At 40.8% G+C, this 25381-nt stretch carries 30 protein-coding genes; 8 read left to right on the top strand and 22 right to left on the bottom strand.

Annotated features, from left to right (window positions below; genetic code table 11):
• The first annotated feature begins 40 nt into the window (after positions 1 to 40).
• Positions 41 to 466, top strand: coding sequence for a DUF2621 domain-containing protein (locus tag BA724_RS05015; RefSeq protein WP_069937573.1), 426 nt, complete (start codon positions 41 to 43; stop codon positions 464 to 466).
• A 22-nt stretch (positions 467 to 488) separates the two neighbouring features.
• Here BA724_RS05015 and BA724_RS05010 read toward each other — a convergent pair whose 3' ends face one another.
• Both BA724_RS05010 and BA724_RS05005 read right to left on the bottom strand, forming a co-directional pair.
• Positions 489 to 992 carry a CcdC family protein gene (locus BA724_RS05010; RefSeq protein WP_069937572.1) on the bottom strand — a complete coding sequence of 168 codons (504 nt, stop codon included), beginning with the start codon at positions 990 to 992 and terminating at the stop codon, positions 489 to 491.
• A gap of 23 nt (positions 993 to 1015) precedes the next feature.
• On the bottom strand, positions 1016 to 1723 hold the full coding sequence (locus BA724_RS05005; RefSeq protein ID WP_069937571.1) for a cytochrome c biogenesis CcdA family protein: 708 nt from the start codon (positions 1721 to 1723) through the stop codon (positions 1016 to 1018).
• Between the two features lie 173 nt (positions 1724 to 1896).
• Here BA724_RS05005 and BA724_RS05000 point away from each other — a divergent pair, with 173 nt between their 5' ends.
• A complete protein-coding gene (locus tag BA724_RS05000; RefSeq protein WP_069937570.1) occupies positions 1897 to 2076 on the top strand; it encodes an aspartyl-phosphate phosphatase Spo0E family protein in 180 nt (59 codons plus the stop codon).
• A gap of 27 nt (positions 2077 to 2103) precedes the next feature.
• Here the strand turns inward: BA724_RS05000 and BA724_RS04995 are convergent, their stop codons facing one another.
• The 4 genes from BA724_RS04995 to BA724_RS04980 all read right to left on the bottom strand — a co-directional run bounded on the left by BA724_RS04995 (position 2104) and on the right by BA724_RS04980 (position 5481).
• The gene (locus tag BA724_RS04995) at positions 2104 to 2628 is read right to left on the bottom strand and encodes a hypothetical protein (RefSeq protein WP_069937569.1); all 525 of its coding nucleotides are present in this window, start codon (positions 2626 to 2628) and stop codon (positions 2104 to 2106) included.
• A gap of 542 nt (positions 2629 to 3170) precedes the next feature.
• Entirely contained in the window at positions 3171 to 3446 is a 276-nt protein-coding gene (locus tag BA724_RS04990) for a YqhV family protein (protein ID WP_211272212.1), read from the bottom strand.
• Positions 3447 to 4548: 1102 nt separating this feature from the next.
• Positions 4549 to 4788 carry a hypothetical protein gene (locus tag BA724_RS04985; RefSeq protein ID WP_169818502.1) on the bottom strand — a complete coding sequence of 80 codons (240 nt, stop codon included), beginning with the start codon at positions 4786 to 4788 and terminating at the stop codon, positions 4549 to 4551.
• A 264-nt stretch (positions 4789 to 5052) separates the two neighbouring features.
• The gene (locus BA724_RS04980; RefSeq protein ID WP_046179023.1) at positions 5053 to 5481 is read right to left on the bottom strand and encodes an acyl-CoA thioesterase; all 429 of its coding nucleotides are present in this window, start codon (positions 5479 to 5481) and stop codon (positions 5053 to 5055) included.
• 568 nt (positions 5482 to 6049) lie between these two features.
• On the opposite strand from BA724_RS04980, the gene BA724_RS04975 reads away from it, so the two are divergent.
• A complete protein-coding gene (locus BA724_RS04975) occupies positions 6050 to 6844 on the top strand; it encodes a VLRF1 family aeRF1-type release factor (RefSeq protein ID WP_069937566.1) in 795 nt (264 codons plus the stop codon).
• A gap of 536 nt (positions 6845 to 7380) precedes the next feature.
• On the opposite strand, the gene BA724_RS04965 is transcribed toward BA724_RS04975, so the two are convergent.
• The 5 genes from BA724_RS04965 to yneA all read right to left on the bottom strand — a co-directional run bounded on the left by BA724_RS04965 (position 7381) and on the right by yneA (position 11136).
• On the bottom strand, positions 7381 to 7596 hold the full coding sequence (locus BA724_RS04965; protein WP_046178984.1) for a YneF family protein: 216 nt from the start codon (positions 7594 to 7596) through the stop codon (positions 7381 to 7383).
• A 133-nt stretch (positions 7597 to 7729) separates the two neighbouring features.
• Positions 7730 to 9733, bottom strand: a complete 2004-nt coding sequence (tkt, locus tag BA724_RS04960) for a transketolase (protein ID WP_069937564.1) — start codon at positions 9731 to 9733, stop codon at positions 7730 to 7732.
• A gap of 120 nt (positions 9734 to 9853) precedes the next feature.
• Entirely contained in the window at positions 9854 to 10087 is a 234-nt protein-coding gene (locus BA724_RS04955; protein ID WP_069937563.1) for a DUF896 domain-containing protein, read from the bottom strand.
• 74 nt (positions 10088 to 10161) lie between these two features.
• Positions 10162 to 10818: a YneB family resolvase-like protein gene (locus tag BA724_RS04950; protein WP_069937562.1), complete on the bottom strand. Its 657-nt coding sequence runs from the start codon at positions 10816 to 10818 to the stop codon at positions 10162 to 10164.
• Between the two features lie 6 nt (positions 10819 to 10824).
• Positions 10825 to 11136, bottom strand: coding sequence for a cell division suppressor protein YneA (yneA, locus tag BA724_RS04945; RefSeq protein WP_169818501.1), 312 nt, complete (start codon positions 11134 to 11136; stop codon positions 10825 to 10827).
• A 155-nt stretch (positions 11137 to 11291) separates the two neighbouring features.
• Between yneA and lexA the strand changes: the two genes are divergently transcribed.
• From lexA to BA724_RS04930, 3 genes are all read left to right on the top strand, one after another.
• Positions 11292 to 11909: a transcriptional repressor LexA gene (lexA, locus tag BA724_RS04940; protein WP_069937561.1), complete on the top strand. Its 618-nt coding sequence runs from the start codon at positions 11292 to 11294 to the stop codon at positions 11907 to 11909.
• A gap of 443 nt (positions 11910 to 12352) precedes the next feature.
• Positions 12353 to 13168 carry a methyl-accepting chemotaxis protein gene (locus BA724_RS04935; protein WP_069937560.1) on the top strand — a complete coding sequence of 272 codons (816 nt, stop codon included), beginning with the start codon at positions 12353 to 12355 and terminating at the stop codon, positions 13166 to 13168.
• A gap of 350 nt (positions 13169 to 13518) precedes the next feature.
• Positions 13519 to 14280 carry an SDR family NAD(P)-dependent oxidoreductase gene (locus BA724_RS04930; RefSeq protein ID WP_069937559.1) on the top strand — a complete coding sequence of 254 codons (762 nt, stop codon included), beginning with the start codon at positions 13519 to 13521 and terminating at the stop codon, positions 14278 to 14280.
• Between the two features lie 41 nt (positions 14281 to 14321).
• Here the strand turns inward: BA724_RS04930 and BA724_RS04925 are convergent, their stop codons facing one another.
• The 11 genes from BA724_RS04925 to BA724_RS04875 all read right to left on the bottom strand — a co-directional run bounded on the left by BA724_RS04925 (position 14322) and on the right by BA724_RS04875 (position 23535).
• On the bottom strand, positions 14322 to 15107 hold the full coding sequence (locus BA724_RS04925; RefSeq protein WP_069937558.1) for an ABC transporter permease: 786 nt from the start codon (positions 15105 to 15107) through the stop codon (positions 14322 to 14324).
• Positions 15108 to 15110: 3 nt separating this feature from the next.
• Positions 15111 to 15902, bottom strand: a complete 792-nt coding sequence (locus BA724_RS04920) for an ABC transporter permease (protein WP_069937557.1) — start codon at positions 15900 to 15902, stop codon at positions 15111 to 15113.
• A complete protein-coding gene (locus tag BA724_RS04915) occupies positions 15895 to 16911 on the bottom strand; it encodes an ABC transporter ATP-binding protein (protein ID WP_069937556.1) in 1017 nt (338 codons plus the stop codon). Before BA724_RS04915 ends, BA724_RS04920 begins: the two co-directional genes overlap by 8 nt.
• A 63-nt stretch (positions 16912 to 16974) precedes the next feature.
• Positions 16975 to 18309 (bottom strand): D-serine ammonia-lyase, encoded by a 1335-nt coding sequence (locus BA724_RS04910; protein WP_069937555.1) that lies wholly within the window; start codon positions 18307 to 18309, stop codon positions 16975 to 16977.
• Between the two features lie 95 nt (positions 18310 to 18404).
• A complete protein-coding gene (locus tag BA724_RS04905) occupies positions 18405 to 19592 on the bottom strand; it encodes a DNA polymerase IV (protein ID WP_069937554.1) in 1188 nt (395 codons plus the stop codon).
• 138 nt (positions 19593 to 19730) lie between these two features.
• Positions 19731 to 20210 (bottom strand): site-2 protease family protein, encoded by a 480-nt coding sequence (locus BA724_RS04900; RefSeq protein ID WP_069937553.1) that lies wholly within the window; start codon positions 20208 to 20210, stop codon positions 19731 to 19733.
• 87 nt (positions 20211 to 20297) lie between these two features.
• On the bottom strand, positions 20298 to 21062 hold the full coding sequence (locus tag BA724_RS04895) for an STAS domain-containing protein (RefSeq protein WP_069937552.1): 765 nt from the start codon (positions 21060 to 21062) through the stop codon (positions 20298 to 20300).
• 67 nt (positions 21063 to 21129) lie between these two features.
• The gene (locus BA724_RS04890) at positions 21130 to 21423 is read right to left on the bottom strand and encodes a Dabb family protein (protein WP_069937551.1); all 294 of its coding nucleotides are present in this window, start codon (positions 21421 to 21423) and stop codon (positions 21130 to 21132) included.
• Positions 21424 to 21784: 361 nt separating this feature from the next.
• Positions 21785 to 22921, bottom strand: a complete 1137-nt coding sequence (locus tag BA724_RS04885; RefSeq protein ID WP_069937550.1) for an alcohol dehydrogenase catalytic domain-containing protein — start codon at positions 22919 to 22921, stop codon at positions 21785 to 21787.
• Between the two features lie 29 nt (positions 22922 to 22950).
• Entirely contained in the window at positions 22951 to 23310 is a 360-nt protein-coding gene (locus BA724_RS04880) for a spore coat protein (protein WP_069937549.1), read from the bottom strand.
• Between the two features lie 18 nt (positions 23311 to 23328).
• Complete coding sequence (locus tag BA724_RS04875; protein WP_069937548.1) at positions 23329 to 23535, bottom strand: spore coat protein; 207 nt, start codon at positions 23533 to 23535, stop codon at positions 23329 to 23331.
• Between the two features lie 151 nt (positions 23536 to 23686).
• On the opposite strand from BA724_RS04875, the gene BA724_RS04870 reads away from it, so the two are divergent.
• Both BA724_RS04870 and BA724_RS04865 read left to right on the top strand, forming a co-directional pair.
• Complete coding sequence (locus tag BA724_RS04870; protein WP_069937547.1) at positions 23687 to 23893, top strand: hypothetical protein; 207 nt, start codon at positions 23687 to 23689, stop codon at positions 23891 to 23893.
• Positions 23890 to 24186 (top strand): spore coat protein, encoded by a 297-nt coding sequence (locus BA724_RS04865; RefSeq protein ID WP_069937546.1) that lies wholly within the window; start codon positions 23890 to 23892, stop codon positions 24184 to 24186. Before BA724_RS04870 ends, BA724_RS04865 begins: the two co-directional genes overlap by 4 nt.
• The last annotated feature ends 1195 nt before the right edge of the window (positions 24187 to 25381 follow it).

Below are 25381 nucleotides of genomic sequence, written 5' to 3'. Positions count from 1 at the left end.
ATAATGAAAGCAAAGAAGACATCATAACGGGGGTTGCAGCATGCTTGAAGGCTGGTTTTCATACTTTATCGTCGCCTGGACGTTTATTCTTGTAGGATTGTTTGCGATTGGCGGATTTTTTATGTTCCGGAAATTTTTAAAGAAAATGCCGAAACAAGATGGCCGGTCGGACATGGACTGGGAAGAATATTATGTAGATAAAACACGGAAATTATGGGGGTCTGAAGAAAAAAATATGCTTGAGGAATTGGTCAGCCCGGTTCCGGAATTGTTCCGTGATGTGGCCCGCCATAAAATTGCCGGTAAAATCGGTGAACTCGCTTTGAAAGAAAAAGCCCGCCGTATTTCCGTCGATTTAATTATCCGCGGCTATATTATGGCAACACCAAAAAGAGATCACAAATTCTTACGAAAAAAACTCGATGAAATGAAAATCGATGTCACACCATACATCCATTTATTTTAATACAATAAAAAACAGCCTTCACTTAAAAGGCTGTTTTTTCGGTTATAGCTCCGGCACGACCCGGAAGCTGGCGTTTTAGCACATTATATTTTTTGTACATCGCTACCCGCCACGGAAGAATCATCGCAAATGCGAGAATAAAAAACATGCCGCCGAGTTCCCCTACATCGATGGAGGTGGATAAAACAAGTTTGCCAACGATTCGGACGACGAGCAGCGTCATTAAAATGACCGGAAACGCTTTTGACCGTTTCAAATAAATGTCCTGGCCGCGTATTTCAAAATTTGATGTTTTAATAAGTAAAAATGAAAAAAGGCACCCTACAGCCGCTGCTTCCAGCAATTCAAGTCCGGTTACCCGAAACATTGGGAATAAAAACATGAGCGCACCTGTGCTCATAAAAAGGGGCGGCATAATAATTTTTTTAGTCGAGGTCGGTTTTTTAGCCGCTTTCATTCGGACAACTAAAGCCGCAATTCCCATTAAAACAGCCGCCACGGATGATGCCGCAACGATCCAATCCATATTGATCATTCCTTTAGTGCAAATTAAAAGCCGGTAAACCCGCCGAATAACGGTGTGAGGATCATAATGATCTTTGTCATCCAATCAAAAAACAGGATAATACCCATTCCTATCATAACATACCCGCCGATTTTTACAATCTTTGCACTGTGCGTACGTATCCATTTCATACGGCCAATAAAAAAAGATAAAACAAAAAATGGAATGGCAAAACCGAGAGTGTACGCAATCATATAAAGCATAGCAGAGTCCGGATTCGTGCCGGCCATATAAATAACCGCAAGCAAAATAGGACCAGTACAAGGTGTCCAGCCTGCTCCAAATGCCAAGCCAATTAACGCTGATCCAACGTATCCAACCGGACGATGTTTAAACTCGACCCGCTTTTCAGACATCATAAATTTCGGCTGTAATATACCTGTCACGACTAATCCGAAAAAGATAATAAAAATGGCGCCCAGCTGGCGAATAAGGTCGTCCCACTCTTTTAAAAATTGGCCAATAAAAGATGAGCCAAAGCCAAGCAAAATAAATACAAGAGAAAAGCCTAATAAGAAAAAGAGCGTATGAAGCATACTTCTTTTTTGAAGCATCGCATTGTCGTTTTTTAGCTCATTCACACTCATGCCGGTAATATAAGATAAAAAAGCAGGATACAAAGGCAGGCAGCACGGAGAAATAAAACTTAAAAATCCTGCACCAAATGCCAGAAAAACATTTAAATCGGTCATGAATTCAACATCCTTTCCCTTCCCATTGTAACAGAAACGGGCCATTTTGCACTTTGACATATATGTGAACAGAAAAAAGTGAAAAAAACGACAAATTTTTTTGAAAATAAGTAAATGATTGGTTATACTAGACAGTGTAAAGCTTTACTAAACGATGGAAAGGGTGGTCCGCTGTGAATAAAGAAACGCTGCTCGACATTATTGAAGCGAAGCGGACTGAACTACTTAATGTGGCTTTTGAAAACGGGCTTACTTCCCCTCTTGCCATTGAATACAGCCAGGAACTAGACCGGCTTTTAAATTTATATGATGAACTTCACATTCAAAGCTTAAAAAAAGTGCAAGTAAAATAAAAAAACTGCCCGCATTGGACAGTTTTTTTATTTTTTCTTATAAACACCTATTAAACCGTTTTCGATGAACATTTGGTCAAATTCCGCGACAACTTTATCCCCGGTCATGATTTCCTTGCCAAATATATTTTCATCGGTAAAAACAATGTCGCCTGACTTCGGGCTCGTTCCTTCAAAGTTCATTTGTCCATGTTCGTACCATACACGATTAATCTTATAAACCACCTTTTCCGGTTTTACATACTCGGCAATATTAAAGTCGCCATCTTCCCAGTAAGTCCGGACACGGTCGCCTACAGATAATTCGATTTCAACATCCGTTGACTTAAAGCGTATCGTTTCACCATTACTGGCGGTTGCCCGGTAATAGCCTTTTTCAATTTCAGAGGATTTAAATGTCACAATATAATGTTTTAAGGAAATCCCTTCTTTTTCTAATATTTCATAAGGAGTACCTGTTAATTCGTCTTCATACTCAGATGCTAGTACCGGGACACTTGCGCTGATCAACATAAACGGAAGAATAAATAAAGACAAGAAACGTTTTTTCATTTTGCTGACCCTCCCTTTCTCTAATAGTTATATGTACCCCAACCCTAATCAATTACTCTTAAAAAAAGAAAAAACCTTTTTCTCTGAAAACGGTTTTTTCTTTAATTTCATTATGTATCCCACCCATATCTATGAAACCTTTGAATGCCTTTTCTCAAAAACATTGTTAAAAATTCTGAGTTATGAAACGCCCGGAGCATGAAAGAGCTGAATTAAATTCGGCTTTTTCTTAAACTAAAGCACCCTTTCCCTGAATTAGAATTTTTTCACACAATAGCTTTGTACTTGACCACAAGAGTACAAAACCATAATTTCGATCAATATTTTATTTTTATTTATATGGGAGGATAATTGTGCAAAACATAATTTTACCCCCCACTGCGATAAATGACCTTTTCTTTAGCAATCGAACCGATTATTTGTCTGCATTCGAACCGATTCATTATATCCATACTGTAAAAAATAATATTTTATTTAACTTGCCGCTCAATGCTTAGAATGATTGAGCGGATTTTGTTTATTCTAATACCCAGTCCTCTTGCTCATTTAGAACGTAAACTATAAAGAATAAGCAAGATTCCACATACAAGACCAATGCTTTTTGTTAAAGGCATTTTTCCCGCAAGCCCATATAAGCCAATTCCCGTCGTCAAAATCAAGATTACGGGGCCTACTAATGCAAGCAGGCTATTAATATAAAAGGCTTTTTCTAAATCATTAAACTTGACCATCAACAGCGCAGCGGTGATTTCAATGCTTCCTGAAATAAGTCGCAGCGTAATCATGAAAAGAAGGGCTTTTTCAATAATAATGATCATATTATCACCCAGCATCCTCTGCCTGCTAATCATTTCCTGCATTAGCAGAATTATTTTCCCTTTATAAAAGACGGAACCTTGAATCAAATGTTTTTAGATCTCGAACGACCTAAGGCCTGTCCCAGGACAGTGTCACAGAACGCAATGCTTTGCCTCGTTTCTTCTTACTTACCTATATGCAGGTAACAGATATAATAGTACGCTTGGCAATTCACAGTCTAAGCTTTTTAGCAGTAACTTCAGCTCAGCATATACTTTTTCGGCTAACATGGCACCAATAGCTTTGTTTCTTGCTTTTTAGTACGTTGAATAGTCCGAAACATGGAGCATTTTGAATGTTTCAAAATCCTTTAAAATGTGCCATTTGATCGATCTACAACCCATTTGCAGGAACTGTCATGCATTTCAACATATCATGCGAACTGAATTAGTTTCAACAAAGGAACAATGGGAAGATTGAATGCAGCACTTCATCAATGTAAATAGCTGTTCGACTGAAACTGAAAAATATTTCCATTTAATAATAGCTAAAGCACTGCAAGTAGAATGATATAGTGCAGAAAGATTAGAACCACGCTCTTTAAAGGAGATATATGAGCTGGCGGAAAAGCCCGTACGATTTACTACTAATCCTTCCATTGCCTTTGCCGAAGAATTGAAAAAGCAAGTAGAAAAGAAAGGGTTGCTATGTGAGTTCGAGGCGCCAGAATCACTACATCATTTCTAATAATATCCCTTATGTTGTCTTATAAGCGAGGGAACATGAAGAAATTTTTAGACTCCGATATTTAAAAGTCAAAGTTCTTATTCCCCCGATCTAAAGACGACATTCCGCCAAAAGATGGCGAAGTTGCTTTGTTGCAGGCTTTCTCATAGTTCTCGCTTCTATTCATGCTGTGAATATCCTTTGACTCCATAAAAAAACCACCTCCTCTAGTTAATCACTTAACAAGGAAAAGGTGGTGGTGGTTATTTACAAAGAAAACAAACCGAAATGACGTAAAAATAGCGATAAAGGTTTAACCATTTACTTAGAAATCAAACCATTATTAGATTTACTCCGCTTTATGTGTCAACTTTTTATTAGATTAAACTAATTGTTTTATTGATTGGCTTCCTTCGTATTGTACTCAATGATGATCATTGATTTAGTTTTCAGCTCAATAATATTGCTGCTACAACAGTTATAACAATGCGAAAGAGCAAAATTTGCAATCTGAGTAAATTCAGAAGCTTTTTCTCTATTTTCCTTTTCACAACTTACGCAATTCCACTTTAAGAGAAACGTTTCTGGAGATTCAATCTGGAAAGTTTTATCCCACATTTTCATGTATTCTTCCATTGTAACTACCTGCTTCATTATTGTGTACTTCCTTTCAATCCTTCGTTAATTTCCCTAGATCTTACGATTAAATCAGATTTAAATTTAGTGCCAGAAAAATCTAAAACCTCGGCTGCTTTTACTGTGTTTATTCAAAGAGTGGCTACCTATCCTTCTTTGCCTTTCTTCATAATGGCGGGTTGTTGCTTGAAGGAAACGTACGACCAAGCAACCGTTGAATTATTGGGACGTTGCTGAATGGTTTTATAAACATTCCTGTCTTTGCTAGACTTTCCTTTTAATTTCTTCATATTTTTGAAACCACTCAGGAAATGCCTTACTGAATCTAACGGGTTTGAAATCACCGTTTTCCTTTTTTACGATGATATGCGTAGTAGTTCCTTCCGCGCAGATGTCACCTTCACCGTTGACAATTTGAAAACCATAGGCAGCTCTTAATGCATGATTTTTTTCCACCCATGTCTTGACAAAGGCTTTATCTCCAAGCTTTATAGGTTTCTTGTATGTAACTTCAAGGTTGTGCACTGGTGCGTAATATCCCGCTTTTTCCATGTCTAAGTAGTTGTATCCAATATCCTCTATAAGTTTTGTTCTACCTAGTTCAAACCATTTTATGTAGTTTGCATGATAAACAACACCCATCATATCGGTATCAGCATATGAAAATTGAATTTCTTCAGTTGCAATATACATATTAGCCATCCCACTCATTTCCTTCTGAATGATAATTCTTGTTCGACACTTCTTAAAATAATAGCATAGGTTTTGTTTTTTTTATTAAAATTGGCTTTATGAAAGAACAGTATTAGTTTCTATTCATATCATTTATGCTTCGAAAATAAATTTTCATAAAGATTCCCCTTATTGTTTAATCAAAAAGCTAAATACCCTGCTCTTATTACTAATAAAAACCAGGTAAAACACTCAGCTTGGTACGATTGATAAATTGAAAAAGCCGCTCCGATGCGCTAACATCGAACCGGCCTGATAATAGCAGGCTTCCCATAAGAGATGATCAGCAATACCGTGGAATAACCCACCAGAGCGCTCGACTCAATAGCGGGTTATTTTTTTGGTTAAATGAAAAGATCGCCGCTGTTTGCTTCAAAAAAGACAGCCGGATTAATCCACTTCCCAGCCTGCAGCTCATCTGTAGACATTTTTAATAAACACCATACCTGTGACTAAGACTTAGTTTTATATTTGGTACTCGAAGGGCAGGCTAGTACTGTAAAGAAATTTGAGGAGGTAAAATAAATTTATGACTCTAAACAAAGAACTCCAGACCTTAAAAGAATATCACAGTGGTGAACGCGGTGTATTGAGTGTTTATTTAAACACCAACCCGGCTGATCCAGACCAGCTAAACGGTGCATGGGAAATTCATTTAAAGAACGGCTTAAAGGATTTAGATAAGTATTTAACAGATTCAAAAAATGAAAATGAATTGAAATTATTTAAAAAAGTTAAGAAAAAAGTATTAAAAGAAATCGATGATAATAAGGATGATTTGCGCAAAGGAGTCGTTATTTTCGCTTCAGAGAATCCAGAATTATGGTCGGTTCATTATGTGCAAGTTCCTGTTAAATCAAGCTTTCATTGGGAAGATCATCCGGTTTTAGAACAATTGGAATACATGCACAAAGCCTATCCAGAAGCAGGAATTATTTTACCAAGCTTCGGGGAAGTTCGAATATTGGATACTGTAATGGGATTGGTCAAAGAAGATTTTTCTTACAGCTTCGACCCTAACCTTGAAGAGTGGGGGAAAAAGAAGGACATGGATCCCGGTGGTCGACATGTAATTGGGAGTAGTAAAGTAGACTTTTTAGAGTCCCGGCTTAAAGAAAATTTGCAAAGGTTCTTTAAAAGCATGGGAACAAACGTAGAACGATTAAAGAAAGAAAGAGGTTGGGTAGAAATCCATGTAGCGGGAGAAACCGAATTGGCAATCGCTTTTGCTGAAACCTTACGAGAAAAACCGGCAAGCTGCATTTACAAAAATCTAAATAACAGCAAACCGAGTGAAGTGATAAATCAAGTGTTAGAAAAATAAAAATGCTTTTACATTTGTCTTAACTTTGGAAAATACTCCTTATCAAAGAAAATGTGAAATTGTCTGGTATTAAATCGTTGAAGCCCCTGCCTCAAAAGAAATAAAACGGTACGCGAGATATGACGTGCCGGCTTGGAACCATTTATTCGCGTTGTGACGAGTTTGCGAAATGTATCCGTTGAAGTGGCCGCCGACGGGTATGAAACGCACTGCTCCATTAAAGCCCTCTTTCGTTGGATTAAGCAAAACTTAAATATGCCAGTGTTATTTAGTACGACCGAAAACACGGTATACAACCAGTTTTGTGCGAAGCTGATTGCCATGCCTTGCTGAAATGGCTCTATAATTACATCTTCTAATTCCATAAAAAAACCACCTTCCTTGGTTAATCTTTCACAAGAAAAGGTGGTTATTGTTATTTACAAGGAAAATAAACCAAATAAATGCAAAAACAGTGAGGAAAGATTAACCTTTCACCCTTCTGTTTGAATAAATGAACAGGGAAAAATCGCTTTAAACCCTTATACAGCAAGGACTTATTTATCCTGCTGTTTATTCATTTGTGCCATCATTTGATTGATTTTCTTTTGTGATGGTTTCATTCCCATTTGCATCATCATCATACGCAGCATTTGCTCGTTAATTGGCGGATTCTTTTTTAAGTAATCCATCATGTAACGGCGTGCGATGAAAAAGCCGATAGCGATGCCGGCAGCGAGTGCCAGGACAGCCGTAAGCACATACCAAAACATAAACGTGTTCCTCCTTCAAGTTGTCTATTCAAAGTGTACTAAACCATTCACGATTATACAATAAGAGCCTGTAAATTTTTGCGGAATGATGGCGTAAAAAAATCCGGAACCGAGGCTCCGGACTGAAAACATTTTATTTTTCTAACAGTACTTTTACACGCGATACAACATTTTCAACAGTAAAGCCATACTCTTTCATAACAATATCCCCAGGTGCTGAGGCGCCAAATTGATCAATAGCCAAAATGTCCCCTTCATCTCCTGTATATTTATGCCAGCCGAATGAAGAGCCGACTTCAATGCCAAGACGTTTTTTCACTGACTTCGGAAGAACAGACTCTTTGTACGCTGCATCCTGCTGTTCAAAACGGTCAAATGACGGAATGCTGACAACATTCGCATGAATACCTTCACCTTGAAGCACTTTTTGCGCTTCTACAGCAAGACCGACTTCTGAACCTGTTGCCAAAAGAAGTACATCCGGTGTTTTTTCTGCTTTTACAACTGTGTAAGCACCTTTTTCAACACCTTCATGCGCCTGCTCTTTTGAACCTGGAAGAACGGCCAAGTTTTGACGTGTCAACACAAGAGCTGTTGGCGTTGATTTGCTTGTGAGTGCCAATTTCCAAGCTGCTGCTGTTTCGTTTCCGTCTGCAGGACGAATAACAGACAAGTTTGGCATACCGCGGAACGCGGAAAGCTGTTCAACCGGCTCATGTGTCGGTCCATCTTCACCAACAGCGATACTGTCGTGTGTAAAGACGTATGTGACTGGAAGCCCCATCAACGCAGCTAAACGAATCGCCGGACGCAAGTAATCCGAAAAGACGAAGAACGTGCCGCCGAACACTTGAAGTCCTCCGTGAAGCGCCATTCCGTTCATCGCTGCACCCATTGCAAATTCGCGGACACCAAACCAGATGTTGCGGCCTTCATAGCTGTCTGGCATAAAATCAGCTGTATTTTTAATGGATGTTTTGTTGGAGCCCGCCAAATCCGCTGAGCCCCCAAGGAAAGTTGGAACTGCTTTAGCAATCGCGTTTAGTGCCTCACCAGACGTATTACGTGTTGCATCTGATGTTCCTTCTTCATATACAGGAAGAGCATCTTCCCAGCCATCCGGCAATTCACCGTTGATTGCTTTTTGGAGCTGAGCGGCTAATTCGGGATGATTTTCTTTGTAAGAAGCAAACAATTTGTCCCACTGTGCTTGTGCTTCAGCACCGCGATTGACCGCTTCTTCTTCAAAACGACTATATACTTCGTCCGGCACGTGGAAGTCTTTGTCAAATGTCCATTTGTAATATTCTTTTGTTAATTTCATTTCGTCTTCACCAAGCGGTGCACCGTGAGAAGCGGATTTACCGGATTTGTTTGGCGAGCCGTAGCCAATGACTGTTTTCACTTCAACAATCGTTGGAGCGTCATCACTTTGTTTTGCGTTTTCAAGCGCGTTTAATACTTCATCAAGATCGTTTCCGTCCTCTACGCGAATGTAGTTCCAGCCATATGCTTTAAAGCGGCCTTCCACACTTTCCGAGAATGACTTATCAAGTTCGCCATCCAAGGAAATATCATTGGAATCATAAAGAACAACAAGACGGCTTAGTTTCAAGTGCGCTGCAAGCGATGCCGCTTCAGATGCCACACCTTCCATTAAATCACCATCTCCGCATAACGCGTATGTATGGTGGCCGATAACTTCATGTCCATCTTTGTTGTATACAGATGCCAAATGGCGTTCTGCCATTGCCATACCAACAGCCATTGCAATTCCTTGTCCAAGAGGACCTGTCGTCGCTTCTACACCGTCTGTATGCTTATACTCCGGATGACCCGGTGTTTTACTTCCCCATTGACGGAAATTTTTGATTTCATCAAGTGAAAGATCATAGCCGGCAAGGTGAAGCAAGCTGTATAAAAGCATGGAACCGTGACCAGCTGAAAGTACGAATCGATCCCGGTTAAACCATTGTGGATTTTTCGGATTGTGATTCATTACTTTTGTCCAGAGGGCATACGCCATTGGAGCTGCACCCATTGGCAAACCCGGGTGGCCGGAGTTCGCTTTTTCAATTGCATCGATGGATAGCGTGCGGATTGTTGTAACCGCAAGCTGATCTGTTTTGTCAAACATGAGATTCATCCTTTCGAAAGGGGATTTACCACTCTATATTAAAGGTCTTTGACGGAATATACAACAAAAATACAGAACAATGTGAAAAAGAGACAGCTTTTACTGCCTCCACTTTCTGGTTCAATTCATTTTTCTTCGTTTTTGAATATCGCGTACTTTTTTCGGTGTAACCTCTTCGCCAGTCGGATCAAAGACGCGAACATGCTCGACTGTATCTCGCATAGAAGTTCGGAAGACCTTCAAATACTCCTGGCGAAGTGCCGTTTGCTCTTGCAACTCTTCGTCTGACAATGATGATTGTTTCGCTTTTTTTGCCAACTCATTTATACGTGCAATCTTTTCAGATGATAACATTTTCCTTCTGCTCCTTTCCCTTACTCATTTATCGCTATCGTACAGAAATGTACAGAGTCTGACAAGAAAAAAGCTTATATAGTACCGGATTCACTTTCTATGTACTCTATGTAACGCCGGTGAACGGTTGCACGTGAAATTTCATAACCGAATCCGCGCAGGGTTGCTGCTATTTCTTCATATGTAAGACCATTTTCACGAAGACGGACGATTTCCGTTGTTGGGACTTCTTTCCGGCTCCGGCCATTTTCATTGCCCTTGTTTTTTAAATTTTTCTCCGGACGATAACCTTTTTCTACTGCCCGTTTCATGCCGCGCTTAATTTTTAAATTATGGATTTTGCGCTGGTATTCTTCTACCATGCTGACAATTTGCAAAACCATTGAATCGGATTCAGACAATTGCATCTCTCCGTCATCCGCTATGCTGAAAACCGAAACGCCCTCTTTAAATAAACAATGAACAAGGGCGATCTTAGCATTTCCCCGTCCAATCCGGGTTTCGTCTTGAATCAAAACAGCCTCAATATTTTCTTGTTTAATAAGATCAAGCAATTCAAGCATTCCGGGACGATTCAACTCATACCCGCTGGCCCGATCCCGGATTACACACACCGGCTCAAATCCCTTCAAATAAGAAAGAACCAGGAGCTCTTCTTCCTGGCGCTCAAGCGACGATTCCTGCGCTTCTTTTTCCGTGCTGACACGGCAGTAAATAACCGCTTTTTTCATTTAGTATCATTCCCCGTCTGCCAATTGAAGACTGCTGTCAGATGTTACAGCAGGCACTGGAATGGTCAATTCTTCCCCCGGCACTATTTTAGTTGTAATTAAATTATTTTCATCTTGTACCCATTTAATAAACTCAATTTGATCCATTTTATGTAGTTCTTGATAATCCTCAGCTAAACTCCAAAGTGAATCGCCTTTTGCTACTTTTATGGCCTGATAAACTGTTTCGTCTGAGCCTGCAAAACTAAAATATAAGGCTGCTGATGCGATCATTACCGCTAATAATAACATAAAAGAATAGTTTTTTGCTTTCTCCACTAAGAACACCCTTTCTTCGAATACCCGTTCGTGATATAATTTCATTGTAAGGCGAACGATTGTTTCAGTCAAGAGAAAATTCGAACTTACGTTTGTTAAATTTCAGAACACATGTTATACTGTACGTAAATATTAAATAAGAGAGGTGTAGAAAATTGACTAAATTATCAAAACGCCAGCAGGATATTCTCGATTTCATCAAAGATGAGGTTCGTCGAAAAGGCTATCCACCGTCTGTGCGGGAAATTGGGGAAGCAGTCGGGCTTGCATCAAGTTCAACAGTCCACGGCCACCTTGCCCGCCTTGAAGCGAAAAATTATATTCGCCGGGATCCAACGAAACCACGGGCCATTGAGATTTTAGATACGGACAGCTCTGTGCCGAAACAGCACCCTGTTAATGTGCCGGTCGTCGGCAAAGTTACAGCCGGTATTCCCATTACAGCGATTGAAAATGTGGAAGAGTATTTCCCTCTCCCAGAGCGTCTTGCACCGCCGGATGAGCATGTTTTCATGCTTGAAATCGTTGGAGAAAGCATGCGCGAAGCAGGCATTTTAAACGGTGACTATGTTGTAGTCAGACAACAGCAAACAGCAAAAAATGGAGACATTGTTGTCGCGATGACAGAAGATGATGAAGCGACGGTAAAAAGATTTTATAAAGAAGCGGATCATATTCGTCTTCAGCCTGAAAACTCCTCGATGGATCCAATATTGCTTCCGAACGTGACGATTTTAGGAAAAGTCATTGGTGTATACCGTGAAGTTCATTAAGCTTGTCTATCCTATGTAACGTGTATGCGCTACATGAAAAAAATCTTCAACAAAAACAGAGGCTGTCTCAAAACCAGTGAAAACCGGCTTTTGAGCAGCCTCTGTTTTTAAGTGGATGTTTTTTCGGTGCCCTTAAGTGATAGCAGAACATCACATTATTTATGCGTCTGTTAAAATTTAAATAATGACTGCATGTTAACAGGGTTTGCCAGTATACCTATTTAGGGAATTACCCTTGCTTTAACATCCAAAATCCCCCTTAAACACACTTAAAAGAAACGATCTTTTTAATTTAAATAGGCTGCCTATTTTAAATTTTTTCGATTCCACTTATAAAATTTGATTGTTTTTTCTTATATATTATAAATTGGTAGCGTTTTCATTATTTTAACTTTATTATAGTATAAAAGAACCATACTAACAGCATTAAGGAGAGGTTTTCGGTGCATCCAACATTACAGCAAATAAAAGAGACAATGCCAATGTTTCAAAGTACATACCCGGAAGATGCGTGTCTGCTGCTCGGGAATACAGAAGGAGAATATGTGCAATATCTGCCTGGAAAAACGATTGATATAAAAGGTGAAATTGGTAAAAAATTTCCTGATAGCGTACCTTCCTTTAAAACATTAAAAGACGGCAAACCTCGACGTGAAGAAAACGGACCTGAAAATTTTGGATTTCCATATATCTCGATCACTCAGCCGATTTTTGATGGGAATGAAATAATTGGCGTTTTAAGCGCGCTTATATCGCATCAAAAAGTAGCTACGTTAAGGAGCAGTGCAACTGAATTGGCATCAGCGGTACAGAAAATGTCTGCAATGACTGAAGAAATGACTGATGCATCCTCTGATGTTTCCACACGGCTTCAGCAATTATCCGAACAGTCAGAAGCGATCAAACAGGATGTTGCGAGTATTGGAACGATTCTCTCTCTTGTTAAAGAAGTCGCGGTACAGTCTAATATTTTAGGAATTAATGCAGCCATTGAAGCAGCCAGATCCGGAGAGCATGGCCGGGGTTTTTCTGTTGTGGCAAATGAAATCCGTAAAATGGCTGATAACAGCAGTAAACGGACCGTGGAAATTGAAAAACAGCTTGACGTCATAAAAAAAGCCATTGACCAGATGAATGAATCAACAAGCCAAATCGCTGCGTTTACTCAAGAACATAATGCAAGTATGCAAGAATTAAATGCAACATATGAAAGAATTAATAAAACGGCCGATGACTTATCAAAAATAAGTGCACTTTAATGATAAATCGTCTTTTTAGTATATAACGGGGAAGCTTTTTATAAAAACAAGCTGTGAGAACGTTTCAAAAAAATAAAAAACCCTGCCAGCTGGCAGGGTTTTCTCGAAATTTGCGGCGTCCAGACCATGCTCCACAACATGTTCCTCATAAAAAGGAATGTCTGTCCGTCTTACGCAAACGAGCTCATCGCATAATGAATATTACGCTTTTTTTTATCCATTGTCAACATTATATTTGTTTATCTGTTTTTAATGAATCAATTCCCACTCATCATACATTTCAGCTCTTTTTTGCAAAATCTCCGTACTTCTTTTATTGTTATATTATAGAAGAAAAGGAGCTGAACAACTTGAATAAAACAGCTTTAATTACTGGTGCTTCAAGCGGGCTTGGCCTTGAGTTTGCCAAAATCTTTGCCGAAGCCGAATACAATCTTGTCATTGTCGCGCGAAGCAAAGACAAGTTAGAAGCATTCGCGGATTCATACCCAAATACGGAAATGAAAATAATGGCGAAGGATTTAAGCAAGCCAGGAGCGCCAAAAGAAGTGGCTGAAGAGCTTGACCGGCTCGGCATTCAAGTAGATGTTTTGATCAACAATGCCGGCTTTGGGCTGCTCGGTTCGTTTGCTGAATTAAGCCTTGAAAAGCAAACAGAAATGATGCAGCTGAATATGACAGCGTTAACGGAATTGACTCACCTCTTTTTGCTAGGCATGCTTGAGCGAAATTCCGGCCGGATTTTAAATGTTGCAAGCATGGCTGCATTTCAGCCCGGTCCGATGATGGCTGTTTATTTCGCGACGAAAGCGTTCGTTCTGTCACTTTCTGAAGCGCTTGCGGAAGAATTGGTGCATACCAACATAACGGTGACCGCTTTGTGCCCTGGAGCAACAAAGACGAACTTTGGAACAGTTGCCAGCGTTGAAGAGACAAAAATGTTCAGCCAGGCCATGCCGGCTGCCCAGGTTGCCAAAGAAGCAGTCAATGGACTGTTACAAGGAAAACGCGTCGTAATCACTGGCAACAGAAACAAAGCCGGTGCTTTCGCGTCAAAACTGCTGCCACGCAGCACAACCGCAAAAGTTGTGAAATCCTTTATCCGGACGTAATAGTAAAAAGCCAGCCCATTTGTGGACTGGCTTTTTATTCTTTAATTCCCTGCACCACGATATTTTGTGACCCCTACGTTCCACATAAAAATGGAAAACGCAAAAAAGACAAGGCCAATGACTGGTGTTAAAAAAGCGTACATATACCAGTCTTCACGCCCTAAAAAATACGCAGCCGGATAAACACCGACGAACGCAAACGGCAAAATCCATGTAAGCACAAAACGAATAACATTGTTGTAAATATTAACTGGATAACGGCCGTAGTTTCCGATGTTATACATCATTGGCATAATACTCGTTGGACTGTCCGACCAAAAACTGATACTGGCTATCAATACAAAAATGGATGCATATACGAGCGCACCGCCCAGCACAAGCAATACAAAGACAAACGGGTCGTACCAGGCTATCTGTAGATCAAGAAGGCTTCCCGCATATAACATGACCGCAATGCCCGTAATAACGCCAAAAAGCGATTCAAGCTCCATCCGCTCCAGCACAATTTGAAAAAGGCTGTGGATCGGACGGGTTAAAATCCGGTCCATTTCCCCTTTGACGATGTATCGCTCATTAAAGTCCCAAATGTTAAAAAACGCACCGAATATGGCGAACGGCACAAGGAAAAAACCGTAAATAAAAATAATTTCCTCACGTGACCAGCCACTGATCATCGTCGTATGCCCAAAGACAAGCAAAATAAAAACAAAATTAACGGCCTGCGACATTAAATCTGACAAAATTTCCACAACCATATCGGTCCGGTACGTGAGACGTGTTTTCATATATTGTGCCGCGTATTGAAAAAAGAGCTGTATATATTTCATGCCTTATCCCCCCTGTACAACAAGCTGTTTTCTGGCGATCAGCCACAGAATTTGAATCGGGAGGATCAAAATGAACACCCAGACAACTTGAAACAGCACCGCATTTATGATTTCAGATCCGCTGAAGCTTTCCGTAAAAATCATACTCGGCACGTAACTTATTCCTTGAAATGGCAAAAAACTCATTATTTGCTGTGCCCAGCCTGGAAAAAAGCTAATTGGCAACAATAGGCCTGAAAACAAGTCAATCACGACCCGCTTCGCCCGAATAAGTCCTGTATTGTTATAGAAGAAAAAAGTTAAAATTCCTGTCAGTAAATTGATTTGCATGTTAATCAAAAAACTAAATATGAGTGCAACGGCAAAAAGCAGCCACGTTGTCGGATTCGTTGAAAAAGCAATCGGAAAAATGAGCGCCACAATGACCATCCCCGGAACAGAGAAAAACGACAGGCGGAAAATGCCTTCACCAAGCCCCTGCATTGTCTTCATCAGCAAATAGTTATATGGACGAATCAACTCTACTGCTACTTTACCTTCTTTAATTTCCTGCGCAATTTCCCGGTCGATATTATTAAAATAAAACGCCCGCGCCATCCAGGCAATGGAAATATAAGAATTCATTTGCAGTGCGCTCATGCCTTCAATCGATCCTTTGTCTCCATAAATCGCATTCCAAAGAAAATAATAAGCGCCAATATTAATGCTGTAAATTAAAATGCCGCTATAATAATTGGTACGGTATGCAAGCATCATTAAAAAGCGGATGCGAATCATTTCAATATACTTACCCATTTGTCATGCCTTCTTCATAAATATTACGGATAATATCTTCAATGGATATTTCATGGACTTTCAAATCGGTAATTTTATGCGCAGCAACGACTCGCCCAATGACTTCTGAAATCACGTGTTCTTCGTTAAGCACGTTTGCAATCCAGACATTTTCGCGGTCACCTGGTGTCCAGGCGGCATCCATTTCTGCTAACAGCGGTTGAAGAATTTCTTTTGTTACAGCTGTATCTGCAAACTGAAACTCAATTTGCTTGCCTTCTCCCCAATTTGACCGCAGGCTGCTAAGCTGTCCATCATAAATTATCTGCCCCTCATCAAGCATCACAACACGTTCACAAAGCGCTTCAATGTCACTCAAATCGTGTGTCGTGAGCAGCACCGTTGTGTTATACTTTGCATTTATTTCTTTTAAGAACTTCCGAATTTTCAGCTTTACGAGCACATCCAGCCCAATTGTCGGCTCATCTAAAAACAAAAGCGGCGGATTGTGCAATAATGCGGCCGCGAGCTCACACCGCATGCGCTGGCCAAGCGACAGCTTACGAACCGGCTTGTCGAGCAGCGGAGCAATATCAAGCGATTCAATCACATGGTTCATGTGCGCATGATACACATCATCTGGGACGTTATACACCTTTTTCAACAGACGAAACGATTCTTGAACAGCAATATCCCACCAAAGCTGTGAGCGCTGGCCGAATACAACCCCGATCGAGCGGACAAACTCCTCACGTTCTTTATGCGGATCCATCCCATTTACGCGAACGGTTCCCGATGTTGGCGTCAAAATACCCGTCAGCATCTTTATGCTCGTTGACTTTCCAGCTCCATTTTCTCCGATGTAGCCGACCATTTCGCCTCTTTTCACTGAAAACGAAATGTCCTTTACAGCCGGAACCACTTTATAATTACGCGTTAATAAATCACGAAACGCACCCTTAAGTCCCGAACGGCTTGAATGCGATTTAAACTCTTTTCGCAGCTCTTTTACTTCAATCATATTTTCCACGATACACGTCTCCTCTTTGTTTTCACCTTCAATAGTTTACCGGAGACTATACAGGGACACAAATTATTTTTCTCGCATTGGGTGGAAACATGCTGTTGGAGTGGTGCGGCCTTTTTTTATATATTGTTCCATAATCCCATTTGGCACCATACTTCCACCCGTAGCCCAAACGAGATGAATCGGCCGGCCTTTCACTTTTTTCTGACCGGCAAACAGCGTCGGCCCAATCATGCCCGCCAGAGCGGACGGTTCGAGCTTTATATTTTCAGATTCAGCAAGACCGCTTAGCATAGCAAACAATTGATCATCGCCCACCGTATAGCTGCCGGCTAAAAACGGTTCAACAAGTTTCCCGACAAATCCGGACGCGCGTCCAACTGCTAGACCGTCCGCTTCTGTTTGATTCGTTAAACCAATATCCTGCACCGAAATTTGATTATGCAGGCCCGTGGCAAGACCAAGCAGCATACATGGACTCTCCACCGGTTCGGCAAAAAAACAATAAGCATGCGGACCAAAAACGAGCTGAAGACCAAACGCAACGCCGCCCGGTCCACCACCAATCCCGCATGGCAAATATACATAAAGCGGATGGTCTTCACCCACCACAACACCTGCCTCATCAAGCTGCTCCTTCAATCGAAGCCCTGCCACTGCGTAGCCTAAAAATAACGTATGCGAATGCTCATCGTCGACAAAGTAAGCTTTCGGGTCCTGCATTGCTTCTTCTCTTCCTTGAGCGACCGCTTTCTCATAATCTGCTTTATGTTCAACAACGATGGCTCCTTTTTCGCGAAGCAGCGCTTTTTTCCACTCTTTCGCGTCCGCAGACATATGAACAGTCGCATTGAATCCCATCTCGGCGCTCATAATGCCAATGCTGAGGCCTAAATTACCAGTAGAACCAACAATAATGTGGTGAGATGAAAACAGCTTTTTAAATACCTGATCAGCAAAAGCACTGTAATGATCCTGTTCAGTAATCAGCCCGTTTTCTATTGCAAGTTGTTCGGCGTATGTTAAAACTTCATAAATGCCGCCGCGTGCTTTGATCGATCCTGATATAGGCAGCGCATTGTCTGCCTTCAGCAATAACTCTCCTTCAATTTTTTGATTAGACATATGTTCAAGCCATTTCTTCATTTGAGGGATAGAAAAAACAGTTGACTCAATGATTCCGTTTGTTTTTTCAAGCTCCGGAAATGCTTTTTTAAGATAAGGCGCGAACCGCTGCATTCGGTTTTCTGCCTCCTGTACATCTTTTTTAGAAAAAAGTGAGTGGCTGTTCTCTTTTATATTTGTGTTGATCCATATTGTGTTTTGCTTTTTTTGCAATTCCTGAATGATTGGGTATTTTTGTGCAAGCAGGCTGAGGTCCAAATTGTTTCTTCCTTTCATATTCTATTTTCTTCATTATAAAGAAAATAGCAGCCCATACTATCCGGCTGCTTGATCTTTTAACATTAGATCAACTTATATAAATAACTTTTTCACTATTCAAGCCCTTTTTTTATAATACTGTCGCCAAATTTTCTCTTTAATGTTTCAACAGCTGTGAAAAGCGGCTCCAGTTTATCTGCTTCTTCTTGAAAGGAAAACAAGTCCATTTGGGTCGTTTGTGTCCGTTTATCTACAGCATTTTGCGCTGTTATCCCAAGGAGCCTGACCGGTTCGCCGTTCCAATGTTTGAAAAAAATCCTTTCAGCGGCAACAAAAAGATCCGCTTCTTCCTGAATGTCCCGGTGCAGTGTCTGGCTCCTTGTAACGGTTTTAAAATCATCGTAGCGAATCATCACTTGAATCGTCCGCGAAACTGCTTTTTTCTGTTTCATTCGTGCACTGACCGAACGGGACAATGCGCGCAGCTTAACACGAATAGCAGCCGGCTCGGCGATGTTTGTCGGAAAAGTGGTCGAGTTGCCGATGCTTTTATAAGATGTATTTGCTTCCGGATCCACAGGACGGTTATCGATGCCGTTTACACGTTCCCTCATCCGGACACCCCGCACGCCCATAATGGCCTGAACTTTTTTTACATCTACTTTCGCCAGATCCCCCATTGTTACAATCCCATGCTCGTGCAATTTTGCGGCTGTTTTTTCGCCAATCCCATGCGCTTCCACCACTGGCTTATTCCAAAGGACACGTTCTACATCCCTTTTTCTTAACACCGTAAGTCCAAGAGGTTTTTTCATATCACTCGCCATTTTAGCTAAAAATTTATTCGGAGCAATTCCGATTGAAAGAGGAATATCCAATCGTTTTACTATTTCTTGCTGAATTTTCATCGCAATATCGATCGGAGAGCCAAGATGCGCACACGCTGTAATATCGAGATATGCTTCATCGATGGACGCATATTCAATCAACGGAGAAATTTCTTCTAAATACGCAAAAATTTGCTTCGAGTATTCTTTATAGACCGTATGATTTGGCTTGATCACAACCGCTTCCGGCACGTGCTTCAACGCTTCCCGCAGCGCCATCGTTGTGTATACTCCTTTGGCCTTGCACAAATAATTAGCAGCGACAACGATGCCTTTTCGTTCTTCCGGGTTTCCCGAGATAATCACCGGCTTATTTTTCAATGCCGGATTTTCCGCCATTTCCACGCTGGCAAAAAATGCATTTGCATCAATATGGAGAATAACACGACCATTTTTCGGGTAAAAACTTTCCATGTTTTCACCTCCAAGTAAGTGTTAAAAATCGTTATTTTTATTTTACCATTCCTTCTCCCTTTATCGTTATTCAGCCAATCTGGCAATACCAATTTAACAAAAAAACAAACCCCATAGCTGCCGCCGTGGAGTTTGTTTTTAATCAAATTCTTTATACACTTTCCCAAACTTTAATACGTCATAAATCGCTTTTCCGTCACTCGGTTTTTCCTCTCCATATTCTACTGGAAGGAGAGCAAAAAACACAAGGTAGACCGAAAAATAAACAAACTGATAGAAAAACATATGTGCCGGAAGAATACTAGCTTGAATCAAGCCATTGACAATCAAAATAGACAAAATATTAAAGAGGGGACCGCCTGCGTAAATAAGAGCGTGCTTCCACCGTCGTTCACTTCTCAACTGATCGTACTGACAAGCAGAATCAATAAAATACAGTTTACGGATTTCAATGTTTTTCAATTGAAAAAGCTTGCCTCCGCGGCCAATAATTAACGATGTTTTACTGCCGAACAAATACGCAAAGAAGGCATGTCCACCTGTATGAATGAGCAGCGTCAACGGAAGAGTTATAAAAAACGCCCACATGAATGTACCCATATCGCTTAAATTAAACATGCTGAAAACTCCTTTTTAAAATCATATTCGTAAGGAGTTTACCTCATCTGTCCGTATTAAAACGTCCGTCATCATAATGAAATAATCTTAATATCTCTTTTTATTTTGAATAATATATTGAAGTCCTGCGTGAGCCGTTTGAAACGTCTGAATATGCTGTTCAAGCCGGCCAACCGCCTGTGCCAATTGCGGTTTAATGCCCGTCATAATGCATTCCGCTCCAATTAACTGGAGACAGTTCGTCAATTTTTGAATATGGTGATGAATCGCATCATCCGCTATGAATAGACCACTTAAATCCAGTAGCACATACTGAATACGATGCTGTGTACATTCTTCCAGAACTGAGATAATCATCCGGTCCGCACGTTCCGTGTCAAATTCGCCAATTAACGGTAACGAGATGGTTTTTTCCCAAATGTGAAGAATTGGAACGGAGAGGGCATGAATCAGTTTTTCTTTTTCCGCTTCTTCTTCCGCTTTTGTCGTGACATCCGTCAGCAGGACAATATAGCCATTTATATGTCCCTGCCCATCTCTCATCGGTGTTATAACAATGTCTGTTACGATTCGATCTTTAATTGTAATGCGCGTCCGGTGGCTGTCTTGTAGTGACTTCATCACTGCTTGCTGCCGTTTTGGCGATGCGTGAAAGTGGTCCATATTCATGCCGATTATGTCATCAGCCCTCGTTAAGCCGTACAATGGCGCAATGATGGACAACAAATTTGCAGCATTTGCATTCATCCATTGGATCGTATATGTTGTATCCGCAATCAAAATGTTCTCTCCAACGCTATTGAGTACATGAATAGCCGATACGTGTTCAGGAATGTGGCCTAAAGCATTCATATGTTTCCACCTTCTCTATGTAATCATTATTAAAAAAGACTCCCTGAGCGCTCAAGGAGTCCTATGGTTAAATTTCGATATCAATGACGATGCTGTCGAGACGGCCCACTTCCCGGATAAAAGCGGCCACCGCTTGATGTTCAGGATGCGGCCCGTATGCGTCGAGTGCAGCTTTATTTTCAAAGCGCGTTGTTAAGACAACTTGATAGCCTTGATTTTTTTCAGAAAAATTAATGCCTGCTTGAATGTCAATGACACCATCAAGGTGCTTCTCAAGCGCTTTAAACCGCTTAGTCACTTCTTCGAGCTGTTCAACAGTCGTTGTCTCTGCAAATTTAACAAGTACGATATGGTCAATCATCTTATGTCCTCTTTTCATAAATCGATATAATTGAATATATCATTTTTACGTCCAGTGGTAAATATTTGTTCATTTATTCCGGTTTTCTTTTCGATAATTGACGAAACCATTGTTCATCATCCGTCATAATGGCAAGTGCTAACCTAGTGAAAAGCAGGCATTATTTCAAATAAATATTGGTGACTTCGTTTAGTATCAGGGGATTTATTATGTAGGTTTTGTTTTTTAAATGAAGTTGAATATTCGGAGCTTCCTATTTTCACATGTTAAGTAACCGTATGTTCGCAATCGATCCAACTAACTTTTGACAGTTACAAGCTGAAAGAAGCGGTACCCCTGAGGAACCGCTTCTTTATTTATTCTAAGGTTTTAAGACAACTTTTATACAATCGTGTGTTCTTGTATCAAACATTTCATAACCTTTTTTTGCTTCATCAAGCGGCAAAATATGCGTAACAACATCGCTCGGATCTACTTTTCCTTCCGCGATCAGCTGATACAAATAAGGCATGCGGTGGATCACGGGCGCCTGTCCTGTTCGTACGTTAACATTTCGCTGGAAGATATCCCCCATTGGAAATCCATTGTACGCACCCCCATACACACCGGTTACTTGAACGGTGCCGCCTTTTCGAACAGCCTGACTGGCGATAACAAGACCGCCCATAGCACCGCCGTGAAGCTTCATGCCGGTCGCAAGAAATTCGATTGGTGTCATTTTTCCACTCATTCCAACGCAGTCAATGACTACATCTGCACCGCCGCTTGTCATTTCTTTCAGATGATTGCCAATATTTTGCTCGTCTTCAAAGTTCACAATTTCCACTTTGTTTGTTCTCTTTGCATGTTCAAGACGGTACCCGACATAATCAACCGCAATGACGCGTTTTGCTCCTTTTAACCAGGCAAACTTTTGAGCAAGCAGTCCCACCGGTCCGCAGCCAAGGATAATCGCTGTATCGCCTTCTTTTAAACCAGAATTATCAACACTCCAATGTGCGGTTGAAGCGGCGTCTGCGAGCAGGACGAGCTTTTCATCCTCGACCTCACTGTTTTCCGGAATTTTAAACGGTGTGAAATTCCCATATGGAACGCGCATGTATTCTGCCTGTCCGCCTGGATATCCTCCTGTCGTGCCGGTATACCCAAAATAAGCACCCATGTCGCCATTGTCGTTGGAATTGTCGCATTGGCTTTCAAGCTCATGCTTACAAAACCAGCATTCCCCGCAGCTTATATTAAACGGAATAATAACACGGTCCCCTTTTTTCACTTTTGTAACATCTGGACCGACTTCTTCTACGACGCCCATCGGTTCATGCCCGATGATGTAGTCTTCTTGAAGATTCGGGATCATGCCGTGAATCAAATGCAGATCTGATCCACAAATCGCCGTTAATGTAGGCTTGACGATAATATCATCCGGTTTTTGAATAGTGGGCGCTTTTACTTCTTTTACAACCACTTCTTTTACGCCTTGAAATGTGACAGCTTTCATTTGTTAAACCTCCTCCACGATAGTTATGTTTATTTAGGCGGGGTTGGAAATAACCCTTTTCGATTTGTGTTGTTCGGGAAGAGCGGCAGCCGGGCAATATCCACGGCTGTTTCGGCGGACTTAATATCCATTTGAACCTGTTTGTCTACGTCATATGGATGGAGCCAGCCTTTATGCAGCATTAATTCTGTTACTTCGCCATGAAGATCAATACCCTGCTCCAGATGCTTTATAAGTACTGACCGGACTTCCGGCGTAGCTGATTCCGTTATTGCCACGGCACAGTTTCTTACTCCATTTTTAACAGACAGCAAAAACTGAAGCGCAATGGCAGAATCAGCAAGTTCCGGCATTCCTACTGAGTTAATCGGATCTAAATAATCGTTCACGTTTTCCACCTCCAAAAATTAAAATGCTCTGGCTCCTTTATAAAGCTCTAATAATTCATTCATCTGATGAATCGACTGCTGTGCATCTTTTTCCATCATCATTTTTAAATCGCTGTCAAAGCAGGCACCCTGCATTAATTTTGACTGCAGCAAACAGATGGTTTTAAAGTTCACCATTTCATGCAGCTCCATTGTTTCATGAAAAGCCAGCCCGTTTTGGTCCATGTTTATCACCCCCATAGTTAGTCACAATATTTATTTTTCCTTTTACTTTCCCGTTTTATTCTTATAAAACGAAATTAGCTAATTGTTGAATAAGCGGAAAGCAAAAAGCCAGAATAAGAAGCGTACATGAATAACTGAAGGGGTGATCAACATGAGAAACAGCTTAGGACAGCATGAAACGCTGGAGGTCCATGAATTAGTCGTTTTTAAAAGCATATGTACAACAAAATCTTTCACAATGAGTACGCTGGCACAGGACCCGGAATTAAAAGCACTGCTTGATGCAGATGCACAATCAGGCCAGCATCAGCTTCAGCAGCTGAAGCAATTTTTACCAGGAGGGGTAGCAAACCAATGAATGATTTATTTAAAAACATGGCAGGAATGAGCGGCTTGACGGATCAAGTTATTGCATCTGACTTTTTGATCTCTGCTAAATCCGGTGTGAAAACTACGGCATTTGCGCTCACAGAAGCCGCAACCCCTGAATTGCGGTCTGCCCTACGTGAGCAGCTGATGGCTGCCATTTCAACCCATGAAAGCATCAGCAAGTATATGGTTGAAAAAGGATATTATCATCCTTACAACTTAGATGAGCAGGCGAAAATCGATACTGCTGCTGCACAGACAAGCCAGGATCTTGTAGATTAAACAATGGCAGCTATACCTATTTTGACGCATCAAAAAAGAGAATTCTGCTCAAGCAGGATTCTCTCAGATTTTTTTTCAACACTTTTCATCATTTACTTTCACCATGCCGCCCCAAGGCTGCTAAGGCAGCCTTGCAAGTATATATTGTAAAATTTGGAGTCATTAATGAATATAATTTCAGGGACCAGCTGCAGGTTTAGGCGCATTTTGCTTCCTTTCTTGCTGGAATATTGTCTCCACTTTCTCAAAGCCATCTTTCCGATGGCTTTTTTGTTTTGTAAATCCCTACATCTCCTTTGCACTGCTCAATTGTTCCGTCGTTACACTCTTATTCGTAAACCGAATAACCTTTCACTTCTTCCTATATCCCCTTATGCTAAATTATTGTTGCCCGGCTGTTAATTATGTTTTTCGAGCCTTTAAACCTATATAAGTTGATCTTATCATTTTTCCTTCTGCCACCCGGGTAACCGACCCCTGCCTGTAAAAATAAGGTGTCAGTTGGAAGAACTGATCCTAGAACAAATCGGTGATCATCCTTGCATCTACACGAAACGCACCAGCCTAAACAATGCCTGTTTTCTAAAGTAAGAATCTTTTTTCAACTTATATAAATTGCATATATATGGCTTTAGGTTTTCAATTTTTTCGTGTTTTTCTAGAAAGCAACATACAACTTCATGTATAATACATTTGAACTAAGATAAAATACTCAAAAGGAGTGTTTATTCTGGAAGAATTGACCGTCATTCTATCTGCTGAACTCGTCCGCCTAATAGATGATTATTACAAATGTAATGATTCGAACATTAAAAAATTAATTCAAAGTGACATTCAGCTTTTGAGTGAAGCATTAGTCCAATGTTAACAGCCAATATAGAAATATATTGGTTTTTTCTTTTTTACTCATCTTCTTTCAACGGCAGATAGCCCAACTGCAACCGGAACCCAGGGGACCAGGGAAGCCCCTTCCGATCGCCGTTGATGAGCAACGAAGCGCCCATCAGCATGAATGCTTTGTTATCATGTTAATTAGATATGCTTTATATGAACGTCTGCTCTGGCCAGCAGGTATTATTTTTTTCATCTTCTCTGTACCAGTCCCATACATCCTGGCAAATTCAGTCGATTCCCAAAAGACACATTCCTTTCATTGTTAAAACAATTGTTTGCGTTACATCAAATATCCAAAATG

The organism is Domibacillus iocasae, from assembly GCF_001750285.1.
Classification (GTDB): Bacteria; Bacillota; Bacilli; order Bacillales; family Domibacillaceae; genus Domibacillus; species Domibacillus iocasae.
This window is presented reverse-complemented; position numbering and strand designations above follow the sequence as displayed.